Genomic DNA, 21,234 nt, shown 5'->3' on the forward strand with positions numbered 1-21,234 from the left:
TTGACAAATCCCTGAAATACCGGATGAGCAAAGCAGACATATCAGGCAGACAGATGGGACGGACGTGCATGCCGGTTGAAATCACGGCAAGTGTCATCACCGTTATGGAAAAAATCTTCCCTGACACGGTTTTTCGCCTCCACACCAACTTACCTGAAAACTTCAGCTGGCCAATGGAGCGACAGGATCTTTCAGAGCTACTTGGCAATTTACTCGAAAATGGCGGGAAGTGGTGCCAGACAACCGTCGACGTTACAATCGCCCGCACGTCATCAGGACTCTCCATAGAAGTAGCGGACGATGGCCCCGGAATTTCTCCCGAGGCGGCAGCCACTGTCATGAACAGGGGTACCAGGCTGGATGAAACGGTCGCCGGTTTTGGGCTCGGATTGTCCATCGTGTCCGAGATTGTCGAAGACAACCTCGGACAGATGAACATGGGTACCTCAAAAAACGGAGGAGCCAGCATTGTCATTCTACTGCCACTTCCGGATTAGAAAACCTCCAGAAAGGCAACCGTCGATGACGCAGCGCGGCTTCTCCCATTTTTTACCGTTGGATATCACTCACCTTGGCTCTTGAAAAGCGACCGAACAGAACCGGCAAAACAAAGAGTGTCAGGAAAGTTGCAGTCACGAGACCACCTACAATCACGCTGGCCAATGGCTTCTGGATTTCCGCACCCACGCCCGTCGACAATAGCATCGGTATCAAACCGAGTGCCGAGGTTATTGCTGTCATCAAGACAGGACGCAAACGGGAGACGGCACCTTCAAACACCGCAGTATCCACGTTCAACCCATCCTGTATTCGCTGATTGATGCTTTCGACCATTACGACCCCGTTAAGCACCGCCACACCAAACAGTGTGATAAATCCAACGGAACTGGGCACCGAAAGATACTGGCCGGAGATCCAGAGTGAAAAGACGCCACCAATAACGGCAAGCGGCACGTTGACCAGAATCAACAGCGCTTGACCAACCGAACTGAAAGCAAAGTACAGCAACAGCGCGATCAGGCCCAGAGATACAGGTACCACAATGGTCAATCGCTTCTGAGCTCGTTGCTGGTTTTCAAACTGACCACCAATATCCACCGAATAGCCGGGGGGAAGGTTCACTTCTGTCGCGATGGTATCCTGAATATCGGCAACCACACTGCCCATGTCACGACCCTGCACATTAGACTGAATGACCACACGGCGCTGAACGTCGTCGCGGCGCACCTGGGGCGGGCCGGACTCAATAGACACATCGGCCACATCGCCGAGTCTCACCCAGGCTCCGGAAGGCGCCTGCAACCTGAGATCAGCAATGGCATCCCGGTCTTCCCGGAAACGTTTGGCCAGGCGCACATAGATATCGTACCGCTCATTTCCGTTGATGATCTGGCCCGCGGCGGCACCACCCAGTCCGTCCCGGACGACACTCATCACATCAGACACGGCGAGTCCGTACCGGGAAAGTGCCTGACGGTCTGGCTGAACCACCAACTGCGCTTCACCGGCAATCTGCTCCATGGCCACGTCCCGGGTCCCCTGAACAGTTCGGACCGCCGCTTCGATCTGTTGGCCTTTCTCGGCCAGCACCTTGAGATCCGGGCCAAAGAGTTTGATGGCCAACTGCGCGCGGACACCAGACAACAATTCGTCAACCCGAGTTGCAATAGGCTGAGAAAAGTTAAACAGTAGCCCCGGGTGCTGTTCGAGCTTCGCCTCAAACAGGGCCTGCAATTCATAGCGATTACTGGCGCTGGTCCACTCGGCTGTTGGCTTGAGGCCAATGTAGATTTCGATGTTGTTGACGGGCTCCGGATCGCCGCCTATTTCCGCCCGCCCCGCCCGGGACAGCGCGTAGGTCACCTCTGGAAACTCCATCAGCATGGCCTCCAGTTTCGGCGCCACTTCAAGCGCCGTATCGAGGCTTGATGAAGGGGCCAGGGTCACCCGGAGGTTAATCGTGCCCTCTTCCAGTTCAGGCACGAACTCCGTGCCCAGTCGTGGAACAATCAGCGCCGCCAGTACAACAAGAACCGCCGCCGCGCCAACAACCACGCGGCTATGCTTCAGTGACCAGGCAAGCCCCATGCGATAGAGCTTTTCCAGGGGTTTTAGAATGAAGCTTTCCCGCTCCCGGATACCCTTACGGAACATGTATGACGCCAGCGCGGGTACAACCACCAGAGCGACGATCACAGCGGACACAATGGCCAGCATGATGCTGATCGCCATTGGCTGGAACAGCTTGGCTTCCACACCTTCAAAGCTGAACAGAGGCATGAAAACGACCAGGATAATCGCCGTCGCGAAAAAGATCGGCCGCGCCACTTCCCGGCCCGCTTCCTGCAGTCGAAGTGCAATGCCACGATCATCGTGCGATGCATCCAGCGGATCGGGGTCGCCTTCAGCCAACTCATTCCGGTGGGCGTCATGCTCAGCATCGGGATGGGTCAGATGCTTGAAAATGTTCTCAACCATAACAACAGAGCCATCCACCAGCATGCCAATTGCCACAGCAATACCGCCCAGAGACATCAGGTTGGCCGAGAGACCGAACCAGGCCATGATCATCAGGGCAATACCGATGGAAATCGGTATTGAAAGCAGCACCAGCGTTGTTGCCCGCAGATTCATCAGGAACAGGGCAAGCACAATCGCAATAAACACAAAAGCCAACAAAAGCGCATTGGTCACCGTCTCTACGGCCTTGGTCACCAGATCCGCCTGGTTGTAATAGGGCTCAAAACGAACCCCACTCGGAAGCGCCTGATTTATGCGATCAATGCGGGCCTCGATGCCGTCGATGGTGGCTTTTGTGTTGGCCCCCATTCGTTTGAGTACAATGCCAGAAACCACTTCACCCAGTTGTTCAACCTGACCGGCTTCATCCTTCCGGGTCATGGTTACCGCACCCTGGCGAATTTCAGTGCCCAGCGCTACCTCGGCGACATCGTTCACTGTCACTGTAATGCCATCACTGGTTTTAACGGGCACCTGACGGATCTGCTCGAGCCCCTGCTCGCCATTACCCAGCCAGCCCATACCGCGAATAACCAACTGCTCCTGCCCGCGGCCCATATACCAGCCCCCAACATTGGAGTTGTTGTTCTCCAGGGCTTCCATGACATCGTTCTGTGATAAGTCATAGGACAGCATTCGCGCCGGGTTCAGGTTAACCTGGTACTGGCGGACCTCTCCGCCAAACGACAGGATTTCCGTAACCCCTTCAGCCGGTATCAGCAACAGTTTGACCAGCCAGTCGTGCAAGCTGCGCAATTCCATTGCGTCGTACCCCGAATCCGGGTCCGCTATCAGCAAGTACTGGTAGACCTGGCCAAGACCGGACGTATTCGGCCCCATTTCAGGCACCCCGACCCCGTCCGGAATCAGCTCCCGCGCGGCCTGCAACCGCTCGAAAACCAGTTGGCGCGCGAAATAGATATCCGTGCCCTCTTTAAAGACCACGGTGACACCAGACAACCCGGTTTTGGAGATGGACCGAACCTCCTCAACATCCGGCAACGCATACATCACCGCTTCAATGGGATAGGTGATCAGCTGCTCGACTTCCTCAGCCGCAAGTCCGGGCGCCTCTGTATTAACAGCGACCTGGACGTTTGTAACGTCGGGGAAAGCATCAAGATTCAGTTTTGGTATCTGAAACGCGGCCGTGGCGATAAGCACTGCAAGCGCAATAAGAACCAACAGGCGGTTCTGAACCGCCAAGTCGACTACTCGGTTGAACATAATGGCTCCCGGAATCAGTGGTTGTGCGGATCAAAGCCGCCTTTGGCAATCTCAGAGGCCACAAAAAATGCGCCCCGCAAAACGACTCGTTGGCCCGCAGCCAGGCCGGAAACCTCACGGAGCCCGCCAATTGAGCGGCCCAGTTCCACTTCCACGGGTTCATACTCGCCTTCGGCCTCTTCCACATAGACCGTCCAGTCGCCGTCCGCGCCACGCATCAATGCAGTCTCCGGCACGGCAAGCACCGGCTCGCTGGTCTTAAAACGAAAATACACATCTGCGAACATTCCTGGATGAAAACGATCTTCAGGATTGTCCAGCTCAAGCCTGACAATCCGCGTGCGGGTCACAGGATCAATGGTGTGGGCTTCCTGGGACACCGTTGCCACGCCCACACGACCCGCTGCCCTGACTTCGGCTTCCGCGCCCTTCTCTAGAACAATGTCGGAGCTTGCTGGCAGATGGGCTTCTACCCAAAGCTCACTCTCATCAGCAAGAGTCACCAGCGGCTGGCCAGCCTCAACTCTTTGTCCTTGCTCAAACTCATCGGTCAGTACTGCACCATCCACGCGAGCCCTGAGCATGTATTCACCGAGACTATCCACCCCGCTGGCCTTCAACGCACCAATGTCATCATCGTTCAGCCCGTAAGCAAGCAGAGTCGCCCTTGCTGCTTCAATGTTGGCTTTCGCTGTATTGAACCGCTGATCGCCAACCACGGAACGACCCAGCCCGCTGATTCGCTTCCATTCAGGAAAAGCTTTCCTGTAATCCGCCTGCGCCTGTGCCACCGTCTCACTGAACAGGGTTACCAGCGGCTGGCCCTTGGTTACGTGCTCACCCAGTTCCACGTGACGCCGCAGCACCACTGAGGCAACCCGGGGGGACACGTGATAGCTGGTATAGCCGTTGGTCAGCAGCTCACCGGGAGCGTAGATTTCATAGTCAACGCGCTTGCTCTCAAGGGTTGCTACTTCAATGCCGGCGAGCTCTTTCTGTTTGGCATTGATGCTTGCGGTGGCCGCTTCTTCATGGCCACCGTTCTCGTCTTCGTGGCCGTGCCCCCCTTCCTCTTCATGATCACCTTCCTCCTCATGCTCACCTTCTTCACCATGATCTTCCTTATACTCGCCCTCCTCACCGGTGACTTCCTGATGATCGTCGCCACTGGCAGCATGATCATGACCGGCTTCCTGATGAGCATCTTCCTCTGCCTGTACAAAAGAAAGTGGGGCTGTAAGCAACGTCAATGCGAATACAGAAATCAGAGTTTTTTTCATAATGAATATCCAGTTTCCAGACTAGTATTGGAAGAGGGTGATCAGTTCGCCAGACTGGCTCAAGAGCTCAATCAGACCCAACTGCGCCTGCTTTTCCAGTTCAATACCGGTTTTCAGGCTCTCCGCGCGCTGGCCCAGCGCCTGGAGATACTCAGAGGTGGAGAGGTCGCCGACCTGCCACTGCTTCTCAAGCAAATCAGCACTTCGCTGTACACGCCCCTGGGAGAGTTCTGTCCATCGGCTGAGTTGGGTGTCGTATCGCTTCCAGGAAGCGCGAGCGCCTGCCAGGTCATATTGTTGTTTCCGGTAGAGCGCCTGAAACCGCGCTTCGGCCTCCAGAGCCCGTCGATTCGCGGCCCGGATTTCAGCGCTGTAGTTATTACGGACGTTCAGAGGGATCGAGAATGTCAGGCCAACCAGGTTCTCACCGCCATCACGCCCTCCGCTCAGCCCGACCGTGGGAGATGCCGCCGCTCTGCGACTGACCACCTCGGCTTCGCTCCGCAGCACCTGCCACCTCGCGCGGGCAGCAGCAATTGACGGATGATCCAGCAAATTGTCGTTATCGACCCTGGAAGCAAGAGCCGGCCAAATGTGCCCGGGGATCCCCCCATCCTGAGGCCGCCAATCCGGCAGAAGCTCTCTGACCCGGGCTTGCGCCTGATCAACCGCAGCCTTTGCCTGGGCGAGTTCACTGAGCTGCTGAGAAAGGCTTAAAAAAAGCAACTCTGCATCGGTACTCCCCAGGTCGCCCGCCTGCTGGCGTTGCTCAACCTGCTCCAGCAAGGCATTCAGACGGTGTTGCTGGGATTCCGCAATTTCTTCGGCACGCGTCGCCGCGCGCCACTCGACAAGCGCAAACAGCGACTCGGACGTTTGTGCCAAAACCGCCTCGTTCAAATCAGCTTCAGCGGAAAGCCTGATCAGCTTTGCCTTGTCCTTTAGCGCACCCTGTTGATCAGACCAATCGATCGTTTGTGATAGCCCTGCCACAAAGTTGTTGTCACTGCCCGTTCTGTCTGCTCCAACAGACAGCTCCGGGTTATACAGCGGTTGTTCGCTTGCCTCAGCATCCTGATTCCGGGCTGCCGCCTGCTCTGTCGCCGCCATAACATCCGGATGTTTGCTTATCTGGCCAGTGAGCCAATTTGTCCAATTCACAGTCTCCGCTTGACCGAACAGAGGAATGGACAATAGTACTGAACACAGCAACGCTCTGGGCGAGTGCTTGCTTGCCTTCATCGACTTTCTCCCGAAGGGGTAAATAGCCACAATTCATGGGCGCGAGGCGTCCATGACAAAGTAGGAACAGGCTAGGATAGTAAGTGAAAAGGTTAAAATGAACTTGAATTCGAAGCGTCATCCACAAAAAGCAACTGTTTTCCGTCTACTCTTTGCCAGCGAACTTTATGGCAACCTTTCCTTCCAAACAGCGATACACAATATTAGTTAGCCTACTCTGCTCATTGGCTCTCTTAGCAAGGAAGTGACCTATGAATACAGCAACGCAACACTTTAAACGCCTCCGCTACGGCCTCGTGGGTAGCGCTTTGTTTGCCCTATTGACTACCCCTATGGCTTACGCCGCGCCGCCTGCTCCGCCAAGCCTTCACGTTCAGGCGCAGTCATGGGTGGAAGTTGAACCCGATAAAGCCACGCTCTCTGCACGTTTGTGGGAAAACACCCCAGCGGTTTCAACCTTAGAAGACACCGATAGCGAAGCCCTGGGCAGCGCCCGCGAGCGGCTTGAGCAGCGTGCCAGCGAGCTGATTGCCGCCATGGAAGAGATTGGCATTGAGCAACGCGCCATCAATGCAGGCTCCCTGAACGTGTATCCTGAGCATGTCGCAGGCCCGCGCAACGACAACGGCGAACAAGAGACGCTGATGCGCACCCGCTTAGAACGCCCCTTCAGCGTTGAGCTAACTAATATAGACCAATTAGGCGATGTGCTGGACGCTTTGATTGACGCTGGTGTAAATGCGTTAGATGGTGTGCAGTTTGACCTGCAGGATCGCGACGCCGCCACCGACGAAGCACTGACAAAAGCGTTAGAAAAAGCCCGCCATAAAGCCGACCTTATGGCGAGCACGCTAGATGTCACGCTTGGCCCTGTTCAACACATTGAAGAGACCCAAGCGCCGGTTTTTCAACCCCGCATGATGGCCATGCGCGCCGAAAGTGACGCTATGGGCAGCGGTTCAGCCAGCGACTACCGCCCCGGCACCATTCGCATCGATGCCGGGGTGAACGTCGAGTGGGCGCTTAGAGGGCAAGACGCTCGAGGCCGCCTAGATAGGGCTGCAGGGGAGCCGGAACAGTAATCGACCCATCCGCCTGCTGGTGGTTTTCGAGCACCGCCAGCAGGCAACGCCCTACTGCTAAACCCGAACCATTGAGCGTATGCAGTAGCTGAGGCTTTTTGGAATCAGGGTGGCGGTAACGGGCTTGCATCCGACGCGCCTGGAAATCTTCGCAGTTAGACACAGAGGAGATTTCCCGGTAGGTGTTTTGGCTCGGCAGCCACACTTCCAAATCGTAGGTTTTTGCCGCGCCAAAGCCCATGTCGCCCGTACACAGCGTCACCACCCGATACGGCAACTCAAGCGCCTGCAGAATGGCTTCTGCATGGCCGCGCATCTCTTCCAGCGCTTCATAGCTCTTCTCCGGCTCCACAATTTGCACCATCTCGACTTTATCGAACTGGTGTTGACGAATCATGCCACGGGTATCGCGCCCATAAGCGCCAGCTTCCGAACGGAAACATGGAGTATGCGCCGTGAGCTTCATCGGCAGCGCAGCCAGCTCGACGATCTCATCACGCACGAAGTTGGTCAGCGGTACTTCTGAGGTGGGAATCAAGTGGTACTCCCGCTCGTCGTTCAGCTTGAACAGATCCTCGCCGAACTTGGGCAGCTGGCCCGTACCCATCAGCGAATCGCGATTCACCATGTAAGGCACATAGCACTCTTCATAGCCGTGCTGCTGGGTTTGCGTATCCAGCATAAACTGCGCCAGCGCGCGATGCAGGCGAGCGATGGGCCCGCGCATCACTGCAAAGCGCGCGCCGGTCAGCTTGGCCGCCAGTTCAAAATCGAGATAGCCGGACTTCTTACCCAAATCCACATGGTCCAGCACCTCAAAGTCGAACTCACGCGGCGTGCCCCAGCGGTGCAGCTCCACGTTATCGTCTTCGTTCTTGCCTTCCGGCACGCTCTCATGGGGCAGGTTGGGAATACCGCTAATCGCGTCATCCCACTCAGCCTGTACCTCGGCCAGCTCGCGCTTAGCAGCATCCAAACGGTCACCTAAGTCGCTCACCTCATCCAGCAGCGGCTGGATATCTTCGCCATTGGCTTTGGCCTTACCAATCGCTTTGGAGCGCGTATTCCGCTCGTTCTGCAATTGCTCGGTCTGGGTTTGCAACTCACGACGGCGCGACTCTAGCGCCTGCAGTGCCGCTTTATCGAGTTCGAAGCCCCGGCGGGCCAGTTGTTGCGCAGTTGCATCAAGATCGCCGCGCAGCAGTTTCGGATCGAGCATGAGTTATCCCTTGGCCAGAATTCAGTGAAACACGGCAATCAAAGGCCGTGGCAAAGGGGCCTATTGTAGGCAAAAGCGCGAGTTGGGGCTATGGCAGCGCACCACCATGCTGAACTTAGTCGTTGACGGGTATGCACCATGACCCTTACGCATATCCCCCCTTATTAGCCAAAAGTGATAGAGTGCCCGCCGCTTTAAAGCAAGAATCACTAACAACGGGTTATAGAAAAGGAGAAAGTTTATGCAGGAGACCGCAACGCAAGAAAAATTTGGTTGGTGGCGACGTATCGCTCTATGGCAGAAAATCCTGGCAGGTTTGGCGCTCGGGGTGTTGGCAGGCGCACTGCTCGGCGAAACAGCGAGTGTATTTAAGCCACTGGGCGACATCTTCATCAACGCCATTATGATGCTGATTGTGCCGCTGGTCTTTTCGACGCTGGTGGTGGGTATTACCTCCATGCGCGATCCACAGAAGATGGGCCGTATTGGGGCTCGCACCATTATCCTTTACTTGGTGACCACTGCCTTTGCCATCAGCATTGGCCTTGTGCTCTCTACCCTGCTGCAGCCTGGGGTGGGTGTCGGGCTAAGTTTCGACGCTGAAGTCTCGGCTAACGAAGCACCATCGCTAATGTCGATTCTCATTAATCTCGTGCCGCGCAATCCGATTGATGCCCTGGCTAATGGCAACATTATGCAGATCATTGTGTTTGCCATTGGCTTGGGCATCTCGCTAACGCTTATCGGTGAAAAAGGCGAGCCGGTGATGAAGGTCTTCGATAGCTTCGCGGAAGCCATGTATAAACTCACTGGCCTCGTGATGGCGTTTGCGCCATTCGGGGTGTTTGGTTTGATTGCCCATGTATCGGGCCAGTATGGCTTAGAAATTTTGCTCCCACTCGCCAAACTGATCGGCGTGGTCTATCTCGCCAGCATTTTACATGTGCTTGTTATCTACTCTGGCTTTATTTCTCTGATGGGACGTTTGAACCCGGTGCGCTACTTAAAAGGCAGCCTGGATGCCATCGTGGTGGCGTTTTCTTCTGCTTCCTCAGCAGGCACCCTGCCCGTCTCAATTCGCTGCGCACAGAAAAACCTGGGCGTATCGGAAGGGGTGTCCGGCTTTGTACTGCCCGTAGGCGCCACCATCAATATGGATGGCACCGCACTGTATCAAGGCGTGGTGGTGCTATTTATTGCTCAGATGACCGGCACTGATTTGAGCATGATGGATTACGGCATGATCGTAGCCACCGGCACGCTGGCCTCGATTGGTACTGCAGGCGTTCCTGGTGCAGGCCTGATTATGCTCTCCATCGTGATGGCACAAATTGGCCTACCCCTTGAAGCTATTGCCGTGGTTGCGGGTATTGACCGCATTCTGGATATGGCGCGTACCAGTGTTAACGTCGCAGGCGATCTGATGGTCACCACGCTGGTAGGTAAAAGCGAAGGCGAACTCAACGAAGAAATCTACAACACCAGCCGCTCTTAATAATCGATTAGGCTATCCCTCGCGCCCGCTGCCCTTGGTAGCGGGCGCTTTTTTATACCGAACTACAAGCTGCTAGGATGTCACTCTGACCACTGAACCAAGCGAGCCGATATGTCTTCTGCCTTTGAACACACCCTTGCCGCTATTGATGCGCTCCATGCTCAAGACCCACGGCCAACCACTCTCGCAGATGGCACTTCTCATCCACAAGAGCTTATCTATGCCCAGCGTATGAGCCGGTGGCTAGAGCGACTGCAGGAGGCGCCGAGCGAACTGTTGCGCATTGCCGTGCGCGCCCAGCACCTGCAGCGCTGGCAGCTGCCGCGAAGCGATTACCCAGAAGGCCGTATTGGCTACTTAACTTGGCGGCGGGACCAAAGTGCCCAGGCTGGTGATACCACGGCGGCACTCATGGAAGAGGCGGGCTATTCCCAAGAGGAGGCCAAACGCGTCGCCAGCATGATTCGCAAGCAAGGCCTGGGGCGCGATAGCGATGTGCAAGCCCTGGAAGACTGCGCCTGCCTAGTGTTCTTAGAAAACTACTTCGCCGATTTCTCCCGCAAGGTGGAGCACGACCACATGGTGCGCATTGTGCAAAAGACCTGGGGCAAGATGTCGCCGCAGGCGCATGCGCTAGCCCTGACGCTGCCCATGAACGACGCCTGTGCAACGCTCGTCAAAGAGGCGTTAGACAGCCACTGAGATGCCCCATCAAGATGCACCGCCGCAGTAGCTGCGGTAAAGTAGCGCTATCCCCTACCCGCTTCTAGCAGTGACGGCTTAACCCCCTATGATTGCATCCCTGGATTCTCGCACGGCCCCTTTTGAACGCCTGAACAGCCGCTATGTACGTTTTCTCGACGTCCTCCGCGCCCGCGGGTTTGAAGGCGAAATAGCACCGGATTACGCCAACCGCACCGTGCTGGCGACGGATAACTCGATTTACCAGCGCCTTCCCCAGGCGGCGGTGTTTCCCAAACACGCCGAAGACTTAGAGCGCCTTGCCAAGCTCGCCTCCGAGCTGCCCCACCGGGATATCGTCCTCACCCCGCGGGGCGGCGGCACCGGCACCAACGGCCAGTCGCTGACCGATGGCATCGTGGTGGATGTCTCTCGCCACATGAACCAAATCATTGAGATTGACGTGGAAGCCCGCCGGGTGCGGGTACAGGCAGGCGTGGTCAAAGACCAGCTCAACGCCGCGCTGAAGCCCCACGGGCTGTTTTTCGCCCCTGAACTATCGACATCGAATCGCGCCACCATTGGCGGCATGATCTCCACCGACGCCAGCGGCCAAGGGAGCTGCCAGTACGGCAAAACCCGCCACCACGTGTTAGAGCTGGATACGATTCTGCTCGGCGGGCAGCATTTACACAGCCGCCCGCTGAGCGCCGATGAGGAGCAGCAGGCGTTAGCGCAAGCAGGTGTGCTGGGTAAAGTGCATCAAACCGCCGCGACGATTATCGACCACCAGCGCGAACTGATCGAGGCGACGTTCCCGCCGCTCAACCGCTGCCTGACCGGCTACGACTTGGCCCACCTGCGCGAAGATGGGCGGCTCAACCTGAATAGCCTGCTGTGCGGTTCGGAAGGCTCCCTGGGCTTTTTGAGCGAAGCCGTGCTCAACGTCTTGCCGATTCCCAAGCACTCTACGCTAGTGAATGTTCGCTACCCGAGCTTTATGGCTGCCTTGCGGGATGCCAAGGCGCTGATGACCGCCAGCGCATCGCCCACCTCCATTGAAACCATCGACGACACCGTGCTGCAACTAGCGATGGAAGACTTCGTTTGGGACAGCGTGGCAGAATTTTTCCCGGCGGGCAGCACGCCCATTCAGGGCATCAACCTGATCGAGTTCAACGATGATGACCCCGAACAGCTCGCAGGGCGTGTAAAAGCGTTTACCCAGCACCTGAGCCAGGATGCCACCGTGGAGCGGCTAGGCTACACCCTGGCGGAAGGCCGCCCGCAGATTCAGAAAGTCTACGCCATGCGCAAACGCTCGGTGGGCCTGCTGGGTAACGTGCAGGGGGAGAAACGTCCGCTGCCGTTCGTGGAGGACACCGCCGTTCCGCCGGAACATTTGGCCGACTTCATTACCGAGTTCCGCGCCGCGCTGGATGCACGCAAGCTCTCCTACGGCATGTTTGGCCATGTGGATGCGGGGGTGCTGCACGTTCGCCCGGCGCTGGATATGAAAGACCCCGCCCAGGAAGCGTTGATTCGCGAGATTTCTGATGAAGTCGCTGCGCTCACCCAGAAGTACGGCGGGCTGCTGTGGGGCGAACACGGTAAAGGCGTGCGCTCCGAGTACGGGCCGAAGTTTTTCGGTGAGCTTTACCCCTGCCTGCAGCAGGTCAAGGCGGCGTTCGACCCGCACAACCAGCTCAACCCTGGCAAGATCGCGTCACCTTCTGAAAGTACCACGCTGATTGCGAAGGAGAGTGACCCGGAACTACTCACCGTCGATGGTGTTCCTATGCGCGGCCAGCTCGACCGCACCATTGACGAGCGGGCCTGGCAGGCCTATGACGCAGCGGTGTACTGCAACGGCAACGGCGCTTGCTACAACTACGATGTGGACGACCCCATGTGCCCCTCGTGGAAGGCCACCCGCGACCGCCGCCACTCCCCTAAAGGCCGCGCCAGCTTGATTCGTGAGTGGCTGCGCTTGCAGTCGCAAGCGGGCATCGACGTGGTGGAAGAGTCGCGCAAAAAGAAAGCCGAGCGCACCTGGGGCTTTATCAAAAGCTTCCCCAAGCGGGTGATGAACACTGTTAGCCGCCAGCAGCACCACGACTACTCCCATGAAGTCTACGACGCCATGGCGGGCTGCTTGGCGTGTAAGTCCTGCGCGGGCCAGTGTCCGATCAAAGTCAACGTACCGCAGTTCCGCTCACAGTTTTTAGAGGTGTATCACGGCCGCTATCTGCGCCCGCTACGCGACTACGTGATTGGCGGCACTGAATTTATGCTGCCTGCGTTAACCAAGATGGCTCCGCTGTATAACGCCGCCCTTGGCCAGCGCTGGGTAGAGCAACTCATGCAGAAAGGGCTCGGCATTAGCGACTCCCCCGCGCTATCTCGCGCTAGCGTGAAAAAGCAGCTGCGCGCCTGGGGCGTTGCGGAAGCCACGCCCACATCGCTTGCGCTACTCACCGAGCCGCAGCGGGCCAACAGCGTCGTGATTGTGCAAGACGCCTTCACCACCCACTTTGAAGCCAAGCTGGTGATGGATGTGGTAGAGCTACTATCGCGGCTAAACTTGCGCGTGTTCGTCATGCCGTTTTCCGCCAACGGCAAGCCGCTGCACGTACAGGGCTTTTTGGGTGCATTTGAGCGCACGGCAGAAAAGCAGGCCAAACGCCTTCGCGCGCTTAGTGAGTTCGAGGTGCCCATGGTAGGCATCGACCCAGCCATGACGCTGACCTACCGCCAGGAGTACGTTAAAGCGCTGGGCGGCGATAAGGTGCCGAACGTACTGATGCTGCAGGAGTGGCTAGCCACCCGCGTCAACACCCTCGCCCCCGGCCAGCTAACGCTCAAAGACCCAGGCTTTAAGCTGCTTTCCCACTGCACCGAAAAAACCAACGCGCCGGGCAGCCCGAAAGCGTGGCAGCAGGTGTTTGCGGCGTTTGGTTTAGAGCTTGAGCTGATGGCTACCGGTTGCTGCGGCATGTCCGGTACCTACGGCCATGAGACCCGTAACGTCGCTACCTCCAAAACAATCTACGCTCAGTCGTGGCAGCCCCAGGTCGAAGCAGAGGAGAACAGCGGTAAGCTACTGGCCACCGGCTACTCCTGCCGCAGTCAGGTGAAGCGCTACTCAGCGCAAACCCTGCCCCACCCGCTGCAAGCTCTGCTGACCAGTATCAAACAGGCCAGCCGCTAACGCGGCTGGCCTGCTGGGGCTTGCTGATATCCGTGTGGGCGTTTAGAAAAACAGCCGCTTGAGGGCCAAACCAGGGTCCTCTTCGCGCATAAACGCTTCACCGACCAAAAAGCCATTGACCTCGTGGTCACGCATTAGCTCTACGTCATCACGCGTGTGAATGCCTGACTCGGTGATCACGGTCACGCCTTCAGGGATACGCGGCAGCAGATCCAGAGTGGTATTCAGGCTGGTATCAAAAGTGTGTAGGTTGCGGTTGTTAATACCCACCAGCTTTAGGTCCAGCGCCAGGGCGCGCTCTAGCTCCTCTGCATCGTGAACTTCCACCAGCACATCCATCCCCAATGCGTTGGCCTGCTGGTGCAGGTCGCGCAGCTGAGCGTCATTGAGCGCCGCCACAATCAATAGGATGCAGTCCGCACCGATGGCGCGCGCTTCAGTGACCTGATAACCGTGGGTAATAAAGTCTTTGCGGATCACCGGCAGGTCGCAGGCATCGCGAGCGGCAATCAGGTAATCCTCATGGCCCTGGAAGAAGTCGGCATCGGTGAGCACGGAAAGGCACGCTGCGCCGCCCTGGGCGTAGCTTTTGGCGATATCCGCTGGGTGAAACTCTTCACGCATCACGCCTTTAGAGGGCGAGGCTTTTTTCACCTCGGCGATGACTGCCGCGTCGCCTGCCGCAATACGCTGATTCAATGCTTCAATAAAGCCACGGGGCGCACTCTGCTTCTCCGCTAGCGCTAGCAGATCCGCTTCAGATACTGCTTGCTGACGCTCAGCGACTTCCTGGTCTTTACGGGCCAAAATGCGCGTTAAAATAGTCGGCGTTGCCTGGTCACTCATTGGAAGTTTTACCCTTTAAAGACGCTAGTAAAGTGCGAAAGCTCTCTGAGCTTTTCAAGCGGTAGTTTGGAGGCCTGGGCATCCTGGGCCACCATCACGCCCTCTTTCAAGCTATCGGCCACGCCCGCGCAGTAGAGCGCCGCCCCGGCGTTGAGTGCCACCATATCTGCCGCCGCTCCTTCACCGCTAAGTGCGGCTTTCACCAAACGCAGGCTATCTTCCGCGCTGGATGCTTTAAGGGTGGCGAGGCTTTGGCGCTCGATGCCCAGGGATTCCGGCGTAATGGTGTACTGGGTAATCTCGCCCTCTTTTAGCTCTGCCACCAGAGTGGGCGCTGCCAGAGAGATTTCATCCAGTCCATCTTCAGAATGCACCACCATGACATGGCGGCTACCCAGCTTGCGCAATACCTCGGTCATCAGCGGCACCAGCTCCGCAGAATACACGCCCAACACTTGATTGGGCGCGCTGGCGGGGTTGGTGAGCGGGCCAAGAATATTGAACAGCGTACGCACGCCCATTTCCCGCCGTGGCCCAATGGCATAGCGCATGGCGGGGTGGTGGTTAGGTGCGAACATAAAGCCAACGCCGACCTGCTCAATACAGCGCGCCACTTGTTCAGGCTTGAGGTCGAGATAGATGCCGGCAATATCGAATAAATCGGCGCTGCCAGAAGAAGAGGAAACGCTGCGATTGCCATGTTTAGCCACATGGGCACCGCCAGCGGCGGCCACAAAACTAGACGCCGTGGACACATTAAACAGGTTCGCGCCATCGCCGCCGGTGCCGACGATATCCACCACGTTCTCGGTGTGTAGCTCGACGCGTTTCATTAAATCGCGCATCACCTGGGCGGCGGCGCTAATCTCTTCAGCGCTTTCGCCTTTCATGGCCAGCCCCACCAGCAGGCCGCCAATTTGCGCGTCGGAGGCTTCGCCGGTCATGATTTGGCGCATCAGTGCGTGCATCGCATTGAAAGAGAGGTCTTCGCGGCGCATCACCGCGTTAATTGCGTCTCGCATTTGCATGAGCAGGAAAGCCCCTAAAGCGTATGAATTTGGCGATCAGCCGCGTTGTAAAAAATTGGCCAATAACGCATGGCCCTGGCGCGTGAGTATCGACTCAGGGTGAAACTGTACCCCTTCCACATCAAGGGTACGATGACGAAAGCCCATGATCAGCCCGGGCGTTACGTCATCCTCGGCGGTCCAGGCGGTCACTTCCAAGCAGTCGGGCAGGCTCTCCTGCTCAACCACCAATGAGTGATACCGCGTCACTTCCAGCGGGTTTTCCAGCCCGCTGAACACGCCCTGCCCACGGTGTACCACGGCCGAGGTTTTACCGTGCATCACCTGGGGTGCCCGCACCACTTTGCCGCCGTACACTTGGCCGATGGCCTGATGCCCCAGGCAAACGCCCAAAATAGGCAGTTTGCCCGCAAAATGCTCGATGGCCGCTAGCGAAATGCCCGCCTCGTTGGGCGTACACGGGCCGGGCGAAATCACCAGATGGGTAGGCGCCAGGGCGTGCATTTGCTCCAGGGTAATCTCATCGTTGCGGTAGGTCACCACCTCGGCATTCAGTTCACTAAGGTACTGGACGATGTTAAACGTGAAGCTGTCGTAATTATCCAGCATCAACACCCGTTGCACTGCCTGCGCTTGCGCCATCGCCCCGCTTACTCCATCACATAAATAAAACCGCACAGGCTAGATGATACCCCAACCCAGACGCTCCTTGCAGGGGCAGCACACGCTTAGTGGGGCTGCGACACTGCTGCCCGCTCCAGTCGGCAGGCGGCGTACTTGAACTCGGGTATTTTGCCGTAGGGGTCCAGGGCCGGGTTGGTGAGCAGATTGGCGGCGGCCTCGGCATAGGCAAACGGCACAAACACCATCCCATCGGGGATTTTATCGTCCACTCGGGCGGTCAGCGTAATCGTTCCACGCCGCGTGGTTATGGTGAGCTTCTCGCCCGGCGCCACCCCCAGGCGGTTGAGTTCGCCCGGTGAGAGACTGGCAACCGCCTCTGGCTCTAGGGCGTCGAGGACCTGGGCACGCCGCGTCATGGAGCCCGTATGCCAATGCTCCAACTGGCGACCGGTGGTCAGTACCGTGGGGTAATCATCATCCACCGGCTCGTCCGGCGGTAGCGGGCGCGTGGGGGCGAATTTAGCCAGCCCGCCAGCGCGCGGAAATGTGTCGCTAAAGACCACGTCCTGGCCAGGGGCATCCTCGGCTGGGCAGGGGTACGTGACGGAGTTCTCCCGCGCTAGCCGCTCCCAGCTAATGTGGTTGAACGAGTGCATGCCCTGCTGCATTTCGGCAAACACTTCTTGCGGGTGTTGATAGCGCCAACCCAGCCCAAAGCGGTTAGCGATCTCTTGGATGATCCACCAGTCCGGCTTAGCTTCTCCTGGCAGCGGTAATGCCGCCCTGCCCAGCTGTACTTGGCGGTTAGTGTTGGTCACGGTGCCGTCTTTTTCGGGCCACGCAGAAGCAGGCAGAATCACGTCGGCGAACTGAGCGGTTTCGGTGATAAACAGATCCTGCACCACCAAATGTTCAAGCTTACCCAGCGCGGCGCGGGCGTGGGTAAGATCCGGGTCAGACATCGCTGGGTTTTCACCCACAATGTACATACCGCGCACCTCGCCTGCGTGAATCGCATTCATCACTTCCACCACCGTCAGCCCAGGCTCATCGCTCAGCGGCGTGTTCCATAGCTCTTCAAACGCGGCGCGTAGCTGGCTATCGCCTACTGGCTGGTAGTCCGGCAGCACCATGGGAATCAGCCCCGCATCCGAGGCACCCTGCACGTTATTTTGGCCGCGCAGCGGGTGCAAGCCCGTGCCGGGGCGACCGGTATGGCCGCAGGCCAGTGCCAGCGAAATCAAACAGCGGGCATTGTCGGTACCGTGGGTGTGCTGAGAAATACCCATGCCCCAGAAAATCATCGCTTTCTCGGCGTTGGCGTAGCGGCGCGCCACCTCACGAATAGTGTCGGGGGCTACGCCGCACAGCGCGCTCATGGCGTCCGGTGTGCTGTGAGTCACGCTCTGCTTGAGCGCTTCAAAGCCTTCGGTGTGGGCGTCGATGTAGGCTTGGTTATACAGGCCTTCCTCGATGATCACGTGGAGCAACGCGTTGAACAGCGACACGTCTGCCCCCGGTGTAAAGCGCACACTCATGCTGGCGTAAGCGTCCAGCGACTGCCCGCGAGGGTCGAGAATGATGATCTCAGTACCCCGCTTGGCTGCCTGCTTGAAGAACGTCGCCGCCACGGGGTGATTCACTGCCGGGTTGCAGCCGGTAAGGATCACCACATCAGCCTCCAGCGCCTGCATAAACGAAGCGGTCACCGCGCCAGAGCCTAAGCACTCCATCAGCGCCGCAACGGAGCTGGCATGGCAAAGCCGCGTGCAGTGATCCACGTTATTGCTGCCAAAACCGGTACGCACCAACTTCTGGAACAGCCACGCCTCTTCGTTAGAGCATTTGGCACTGCCAAAGCCCGCCAATGCTTTGGGGCCTTGCGCCTGCTTAATCGCCATTAGGCCACCCGCCGCGATTTCCAGCGCTTCGTCCCAGCTGGCTTCGCGGAAGTGGCTAAATGGATTGGCAGGGTCAAAGGTAGAGTCGAGCGCCTTAGGAATACCCGGTAAGCGTATCAGCGGCTTGGTCAGGCGTGTCGGGTGGCTCACGTAATCAAACCCAAACCGGCCTTTCACGCACAGGCGGTTCTGGTTAGCGGGGCCATTGCGTCCTTCCACATAGGCCAGGGCATCGTCGTTAATATGGTACGTCAGCTGGCAGCCCACCCCGCAGTAGGGGCACACGGAATCCACCTGCCGCTGGCTTTGAGAATCGCCCTGACCTGCGGCATTGACCACGGTGGCGGGCATCAACGCGCCGGTAGGGCACGCCTGCACGCACTCGCCGCAACCAACGCAGGTGCTTTGGCCCATCGGGTCGGCAAAATCGAATACCACGGTGGCGGCGGCGCCCCGCTGCGCCATGCCGATGACATCGTTACTCTGCACCTCGCGGCAGGCGCGCACGCACAGGTTGCAGGTAATGCAGGCGTCCAAGTTAACGTGCATCGCCGGGTGGCTGGTATCTGGCTGGCTCACCTTTGGCGCAGCCGCTGCATGGTTGACGGCTGCTTTACGGCGTGGCGGTAGCCACGACTTAACGGCCGCTTCGTCGACCGCTAACTGGTCGGCTACTTCCCAGAAGTGGCTGGAGCGGTCAGGGCTTTGGGCGCGGCTGGGCTGGTCGGCCATCAGCAGTTCCAATACCGTTTCACGCGCTTGTGTGGCACGGGGCGAGTGGGCGCTGCTTACCACCATGCCGGGTTTGACCTCGCGGATACAGCTTGCAGCCAGCACTCGCTCGCCTTCCACTTCCACCATACAGGCACGGCAGTTGCCATCGGCGCGGTAGCCGGGGGCATCTTTAAAACAGAGGTGGGGAATAGTCTCTCCGGCACGCTTGGCCACCTGCCAAAGGGTTTCTCCGGGGTAGGCAGTGACTTCTTGATCATCCAAGACAATAGTGAACGAAGCGGTCATGGTGCACTCCCTTCAGCGGCATCGCTGACGATAATCTGCTGTTGCGCGAGCGCAGGGCGGAAATCCTTGAGTAGCCCCAATACAGGATTTGGAGCCGCTTGCCCCAGGCCGCAAATCGAGGCGTCCTGCATCACCTGCGCCAGCCGAGTGAGCGCCTGCACATCCCATGTGGGTTGCTCTAGCAAGCTGAGCATTTTCTCGCTGCCTACCCGGCAAGGCGTACACTGCCCGCAGGATTCATCGGCAAAAAAAGCCAGCAGGTTGGTGGCCACCGCCTGAAGATTGTCTTGCTCAGAGAGCACGATAATCGCCGCTGACCCAATAAAACTGCCGTGCGCCTGCAGCGTGTCGAAATCCAGCGGCACATCGGCTTTACTGGCGGGCAGAATGCCACCCGAGGCGCCGCCGGGCAGATAAGCGACCAGCGTATGCCCTTCCGCCATGCCGCCCGCATACTCCTCTATCAACTCGCGCAGCGTGATGCCTGCTGGCGCCAAGTACACGCCGGGCTTGTTCACTCGCCCGGAGACAGAAAAACTGCGCAGGCCTCGTCGACCATTGCGCCCATGCCCAGCAAACCACTCAGCCCCTTTGTGCCAAATGGCAGGAATCCAATAAACGGTTTCAACGTTATTGACCAGCGTGGGGCGGCCCAACAGCCCCTGCTGGGCTACGTAAGGCGGGCGGTGGCGCGGCTTGCCGGGCTTGCCTTCCAAGGACTCGATCAGCGCCGACTCCTCACCGCAGATATAAGCGCCCGCACCCCGGCGCATGATGATGAATCCAGGCGCGACGATGCCCGCCTGCTCAAGCTCCGCAATCGCTTCATGGAGCACGCGGTGCAGGCCGGGGTATTCGTCGCGCAGATAGATATAGAGCGCCTCGGCCTCTATCGCCCAAGCGCTGACCAGCGCGCCCTCAAGAAACTGATGTGGCGCACGCTCTAAGTGATAGCGATCTTTAAACGTCCCCGGCTCGCCCTCATCAGCGTTAATCACGCAGTAGCGCGGCCCGGCGGCTTGGCGCACCGCCTGCCACTTTTTAAACGTAGGGAAGCCCGCGCCTCCCAAGCCTCGCAGGCCCGACGCTTCAAGTGCCTGCAGCACCTCATCAATGCTGATCTTACCGCTGCTCACATGGGCCAGTAACTGATAACCACCTGCCTGCTGATAGGCGTCAAGCCGCTGCCACAAAATCGCTTCAGGATGAAAGTGGCCGGTATCCACCACGGCTTCGACGCCTTCTGCGGTGGCATACAGCACATGGTGATGGCCCACTTCTGCCACCGGCGCGCTATCGCAGCGGCCCATGCAGGGCGCACGAATCACCCGTACACAGTCAGGATCGACGCGGGCTTCCAACGCTTTGTGTAGCGCACTGGCCCCCGCTAATTGGCAGGAAAGAGAATCACAGACGCGAATTGTGGTATCCGGCGGGGGCGCTTGGTGGTCGTGCACCACATCGAAATGGGCATAGAACGTCGCCGTCTCGTACACCGCTGCCATGGGCAGGTTCATATAGGCTGCCAGGGCGCGCAGTTCCACAAGCGATAAGTGGCCGTGGGCATCCTGAATGGCGTGTAGATGCTCTATCAACAGGTCGCGACGCTTCAGGCTTGGCGTCTGGCGCTCATCGCCTAACAGGTCACGCAGCGCCGCCAGTGCGACAGGCGCTACATCACGCCCTTTAGGGTACCCGCGGCGGCGAGAGGACATACCATTTTGAGAGGTCATGACACGCTATCCAGAAAGCTGTTCAAAAGAGTGATTTAAAAAAAGCTACGCTTGTCAAAAGAGGACTAGGCTTAGGGCTAGGCGAACATAGATAGTAGCTATTTTGTCCACCATGTCGTTATTAA

14 protein-coding genes are annotated in these 21,234 nt (G+C 58.0%); 5 read left to right on the top strand and 9 right to left on the bottom strand.

Features of this window, described 5'->3' with window-relative positions:
* On the top strand, positions 1 to 497 hold a 497-nt coding region (locus BMY49_RS03830), incomplete at its 5' end, for an ATP-binding protein (protein ID WP_244154909.1).
* A gap of 52 nt (positions 498 to 549) precedes the next feature.
* On the opposite strand, the gene BMY49_RS03835 is transcribed toward BMY49_RS03830, so the two are convergent.
* From BMY49_RS03835 to BMY49_RS03845, 3 genes are read right to left on the bottom strand one after another with little or no spacing between them, the layout of a single operon-like run.
* Complete coding sequence (locus BMY49_RS03835) at positions 550 to 3,747, bottom strand: efflux RND transporter permease subunit (protein ID WP_074210781.1); 3,198 nt, start codon at positions 3,745 to 3,747, stop codon at positions 550 to 552.
* A 14-nt stretch (positions 3,748 to 3,761) separates the two neighbouring features.
* The gene (locus BMY49_RS03840) at positions 3,762 to 5,027 is read right to left on the bottom strand and encodes an efflux RND transporter periplasmic adaptor subunit (RefSeq protein ID WP_089674911.1); all 1,266 of its coding nucleotides are present in this window, start codon (positions 5,025 to 5,027) and stop codon (positions 3,762 to 3,764) included.
* Between the two features lie 21 nt (positions 5,028 to 5,048).
* Positions 5,049 to 6,269: a TolC family protein gene (locus BMY49_RS03845; RefSeq protein WP_089674913.1), complete on the bottom strand. Its 1,221-nt coding sequence runs from the start codon at positions 6,267 to 6,269 to the stop codon at positions 5,049 to 5,051.
* 251 nt (positions 6,270 to 6,520) lie between these two features.
* On the opposite strand from BMY49_RS03845, the gene BMY49_RS03850 reads away from it, so the two are divergent.
* On the top strand, positions 6,521 to 7,351 hold the full coding sequence (locus BMY49_RS03850; RefSeq protein ID WP_089674915.1) for an SIMPL domain-containing protein: 831 nt from the start codon (positions 6,521 to 6,523) through the stop codon (positions 7,349 to 7,351).
* Here BMY49_RS03850 and serS read toward each other — a convergent pair.
* Positions 7,293 to 8,570, bottom strand: coding sequence for a serine--tRNA ligase (gene serS / locus BMY49_RS03855; protein WP_089674918.1), 1,278 nt, complete (start codon positions 8,568 to 8,570; stop codon positions 7,293 to 7,295). The genes BMY49_RS03850 and serS overlap by 59 nt on opposite strands.
* 241 nt (positions 8,571 to 8,811) lie before the next feature.
* Between serS and BMY49_RS03860 the strand changes: the two genes are divergently transcribed.
* The 3 genes from BMY49_RS03860 to ydiJ all read left to right on the top strand — a co-directional run bounded on the left by BMY49_RS03860 (position 8,812) and on the right by ydiJ (position 13,957).
* Positions 8,812 to 10,065 carry a dicarboxylate/amino acid:cation symporter gene (locus BMY49_RS03860; protein ID WP_044628133.1) on the top strand — a complete coding sequence of 418 codons (1,254 nt, stop codon included), beginning with the start codon at positions 8,812 to 8,814 and terminating at the stop codon, positions 10,063 to 10,065.
* A 111-nt stretch (positions 10,066 to 10,176) separates the two neighbouring features.
* Positions 10,177 to 10,767 carry a DUF4202 domain-containing protein gene (locus tag BMY49_RS03865; protein WP_054644970.1) on the top strand — a complete coding sequence of 197 codons (591 nt, stop codon included), beginning with the start codon at positions 10,177 to 10,179 and terminating at the stop codon, positions 10,765 to 10,767.
* Positions 10,768 to 10,855: 88 nt separating this feature from the next.
* Positions 10,856 to 13,957, top strand: coding sequence for a D-2-hydroxyglutarate dehydrogenase YdiJ (gene ydiJ, locus BMY49_RS03870; RefSeq protein WP_089674920.1), 3,102 nt, complete (start codon positions 10,856 to 10,858; stop codon positions 13,955 to 13,957).
* Positions 13,958 to 13,999: 42 nt separating this feature from the next.
* Here the strand turns inward: ydiJ and trpC are convergent, their stop codons facing one another.
* The 5 genes from trpC to BMY49_RS03895 form a co-directional block, all read right to left on the bottom strand.
* A complete protein-coding gene (trpC, locus tag BMY49_RS03875; RefSeq protein WP_058577633.1) occupies positions 14,000 to 14,803 on the bottom strand; it encodes an indole-3-glycerol phosphate synthase TrpC in 804 nt (267 codons plus the stop codon).
* A gap of 8 nt (positions 14,804 to 14,811) precedes the next feature.
* A complete protein-coding gene (gene trpD, locus BMY49_RS03880; protein ID WP_089674922.1) occupies positions 14,812 to 15,831 on the bottom strand; it encodes an anthranilate phosphoribosyltransferase in 1,020 nt (339 codons plus the stop codon).
* Between the two features lie 36 nt (positions 15,832 to 15,867).
* Entirely contained in the window at positions 15,868 to 16,473 is a 606-nt protein-coding gene (locus tag BMY49_RS03885; RefSeq protein WP_058577632.1) for an anthranilate synthase component II, read from the bottom strand.
* Positions 16,474 to 16,559: 86 nt separating this feature from the next.
* On the bottom strand, positions 16,560 to 19,376 hold the full coding sequence (gene fdhF, locus BMY49_RS03890) for a formate dehydrogenase subunit alpha (protein WP_089674923.1): 2,817 nt from the start codon (positions 19,374 to 19,376) through the stop codon (positions 16,560 to 16,562).
* Positions 19,373 to 21,109 carry an NAD(P)H-dependent oxidoreductase subunit E gene (locus BMY49_RS03895; RefSeq protein WP_089674924.1) on the bottom strand — a complete coding sequence of 579 codons (1,737 nt, stop codon included), beginning with the start codon at positions 21,107 to 21,109 and terminating at the stop codon, positions 19,373 to 19,375. Before BMY49_RS03895 ends, fdhF begins: the two co-directional genes overlap by 4 nt.
* Positions 21,110 to 21,234 lie beyond the last annotated feature (125 nt).

Origin of the sequence: Vreelandella aquamarina (assembly GCF_900110265.1) — a bacterium.
Classification (GTDB): domain Bacteria; phylum Pseudomonadota; class Gammaproteobacteria; order Pseudomonadales; family Halomonadaceae; genus Vreelandella; species Vreelandella aquamarina.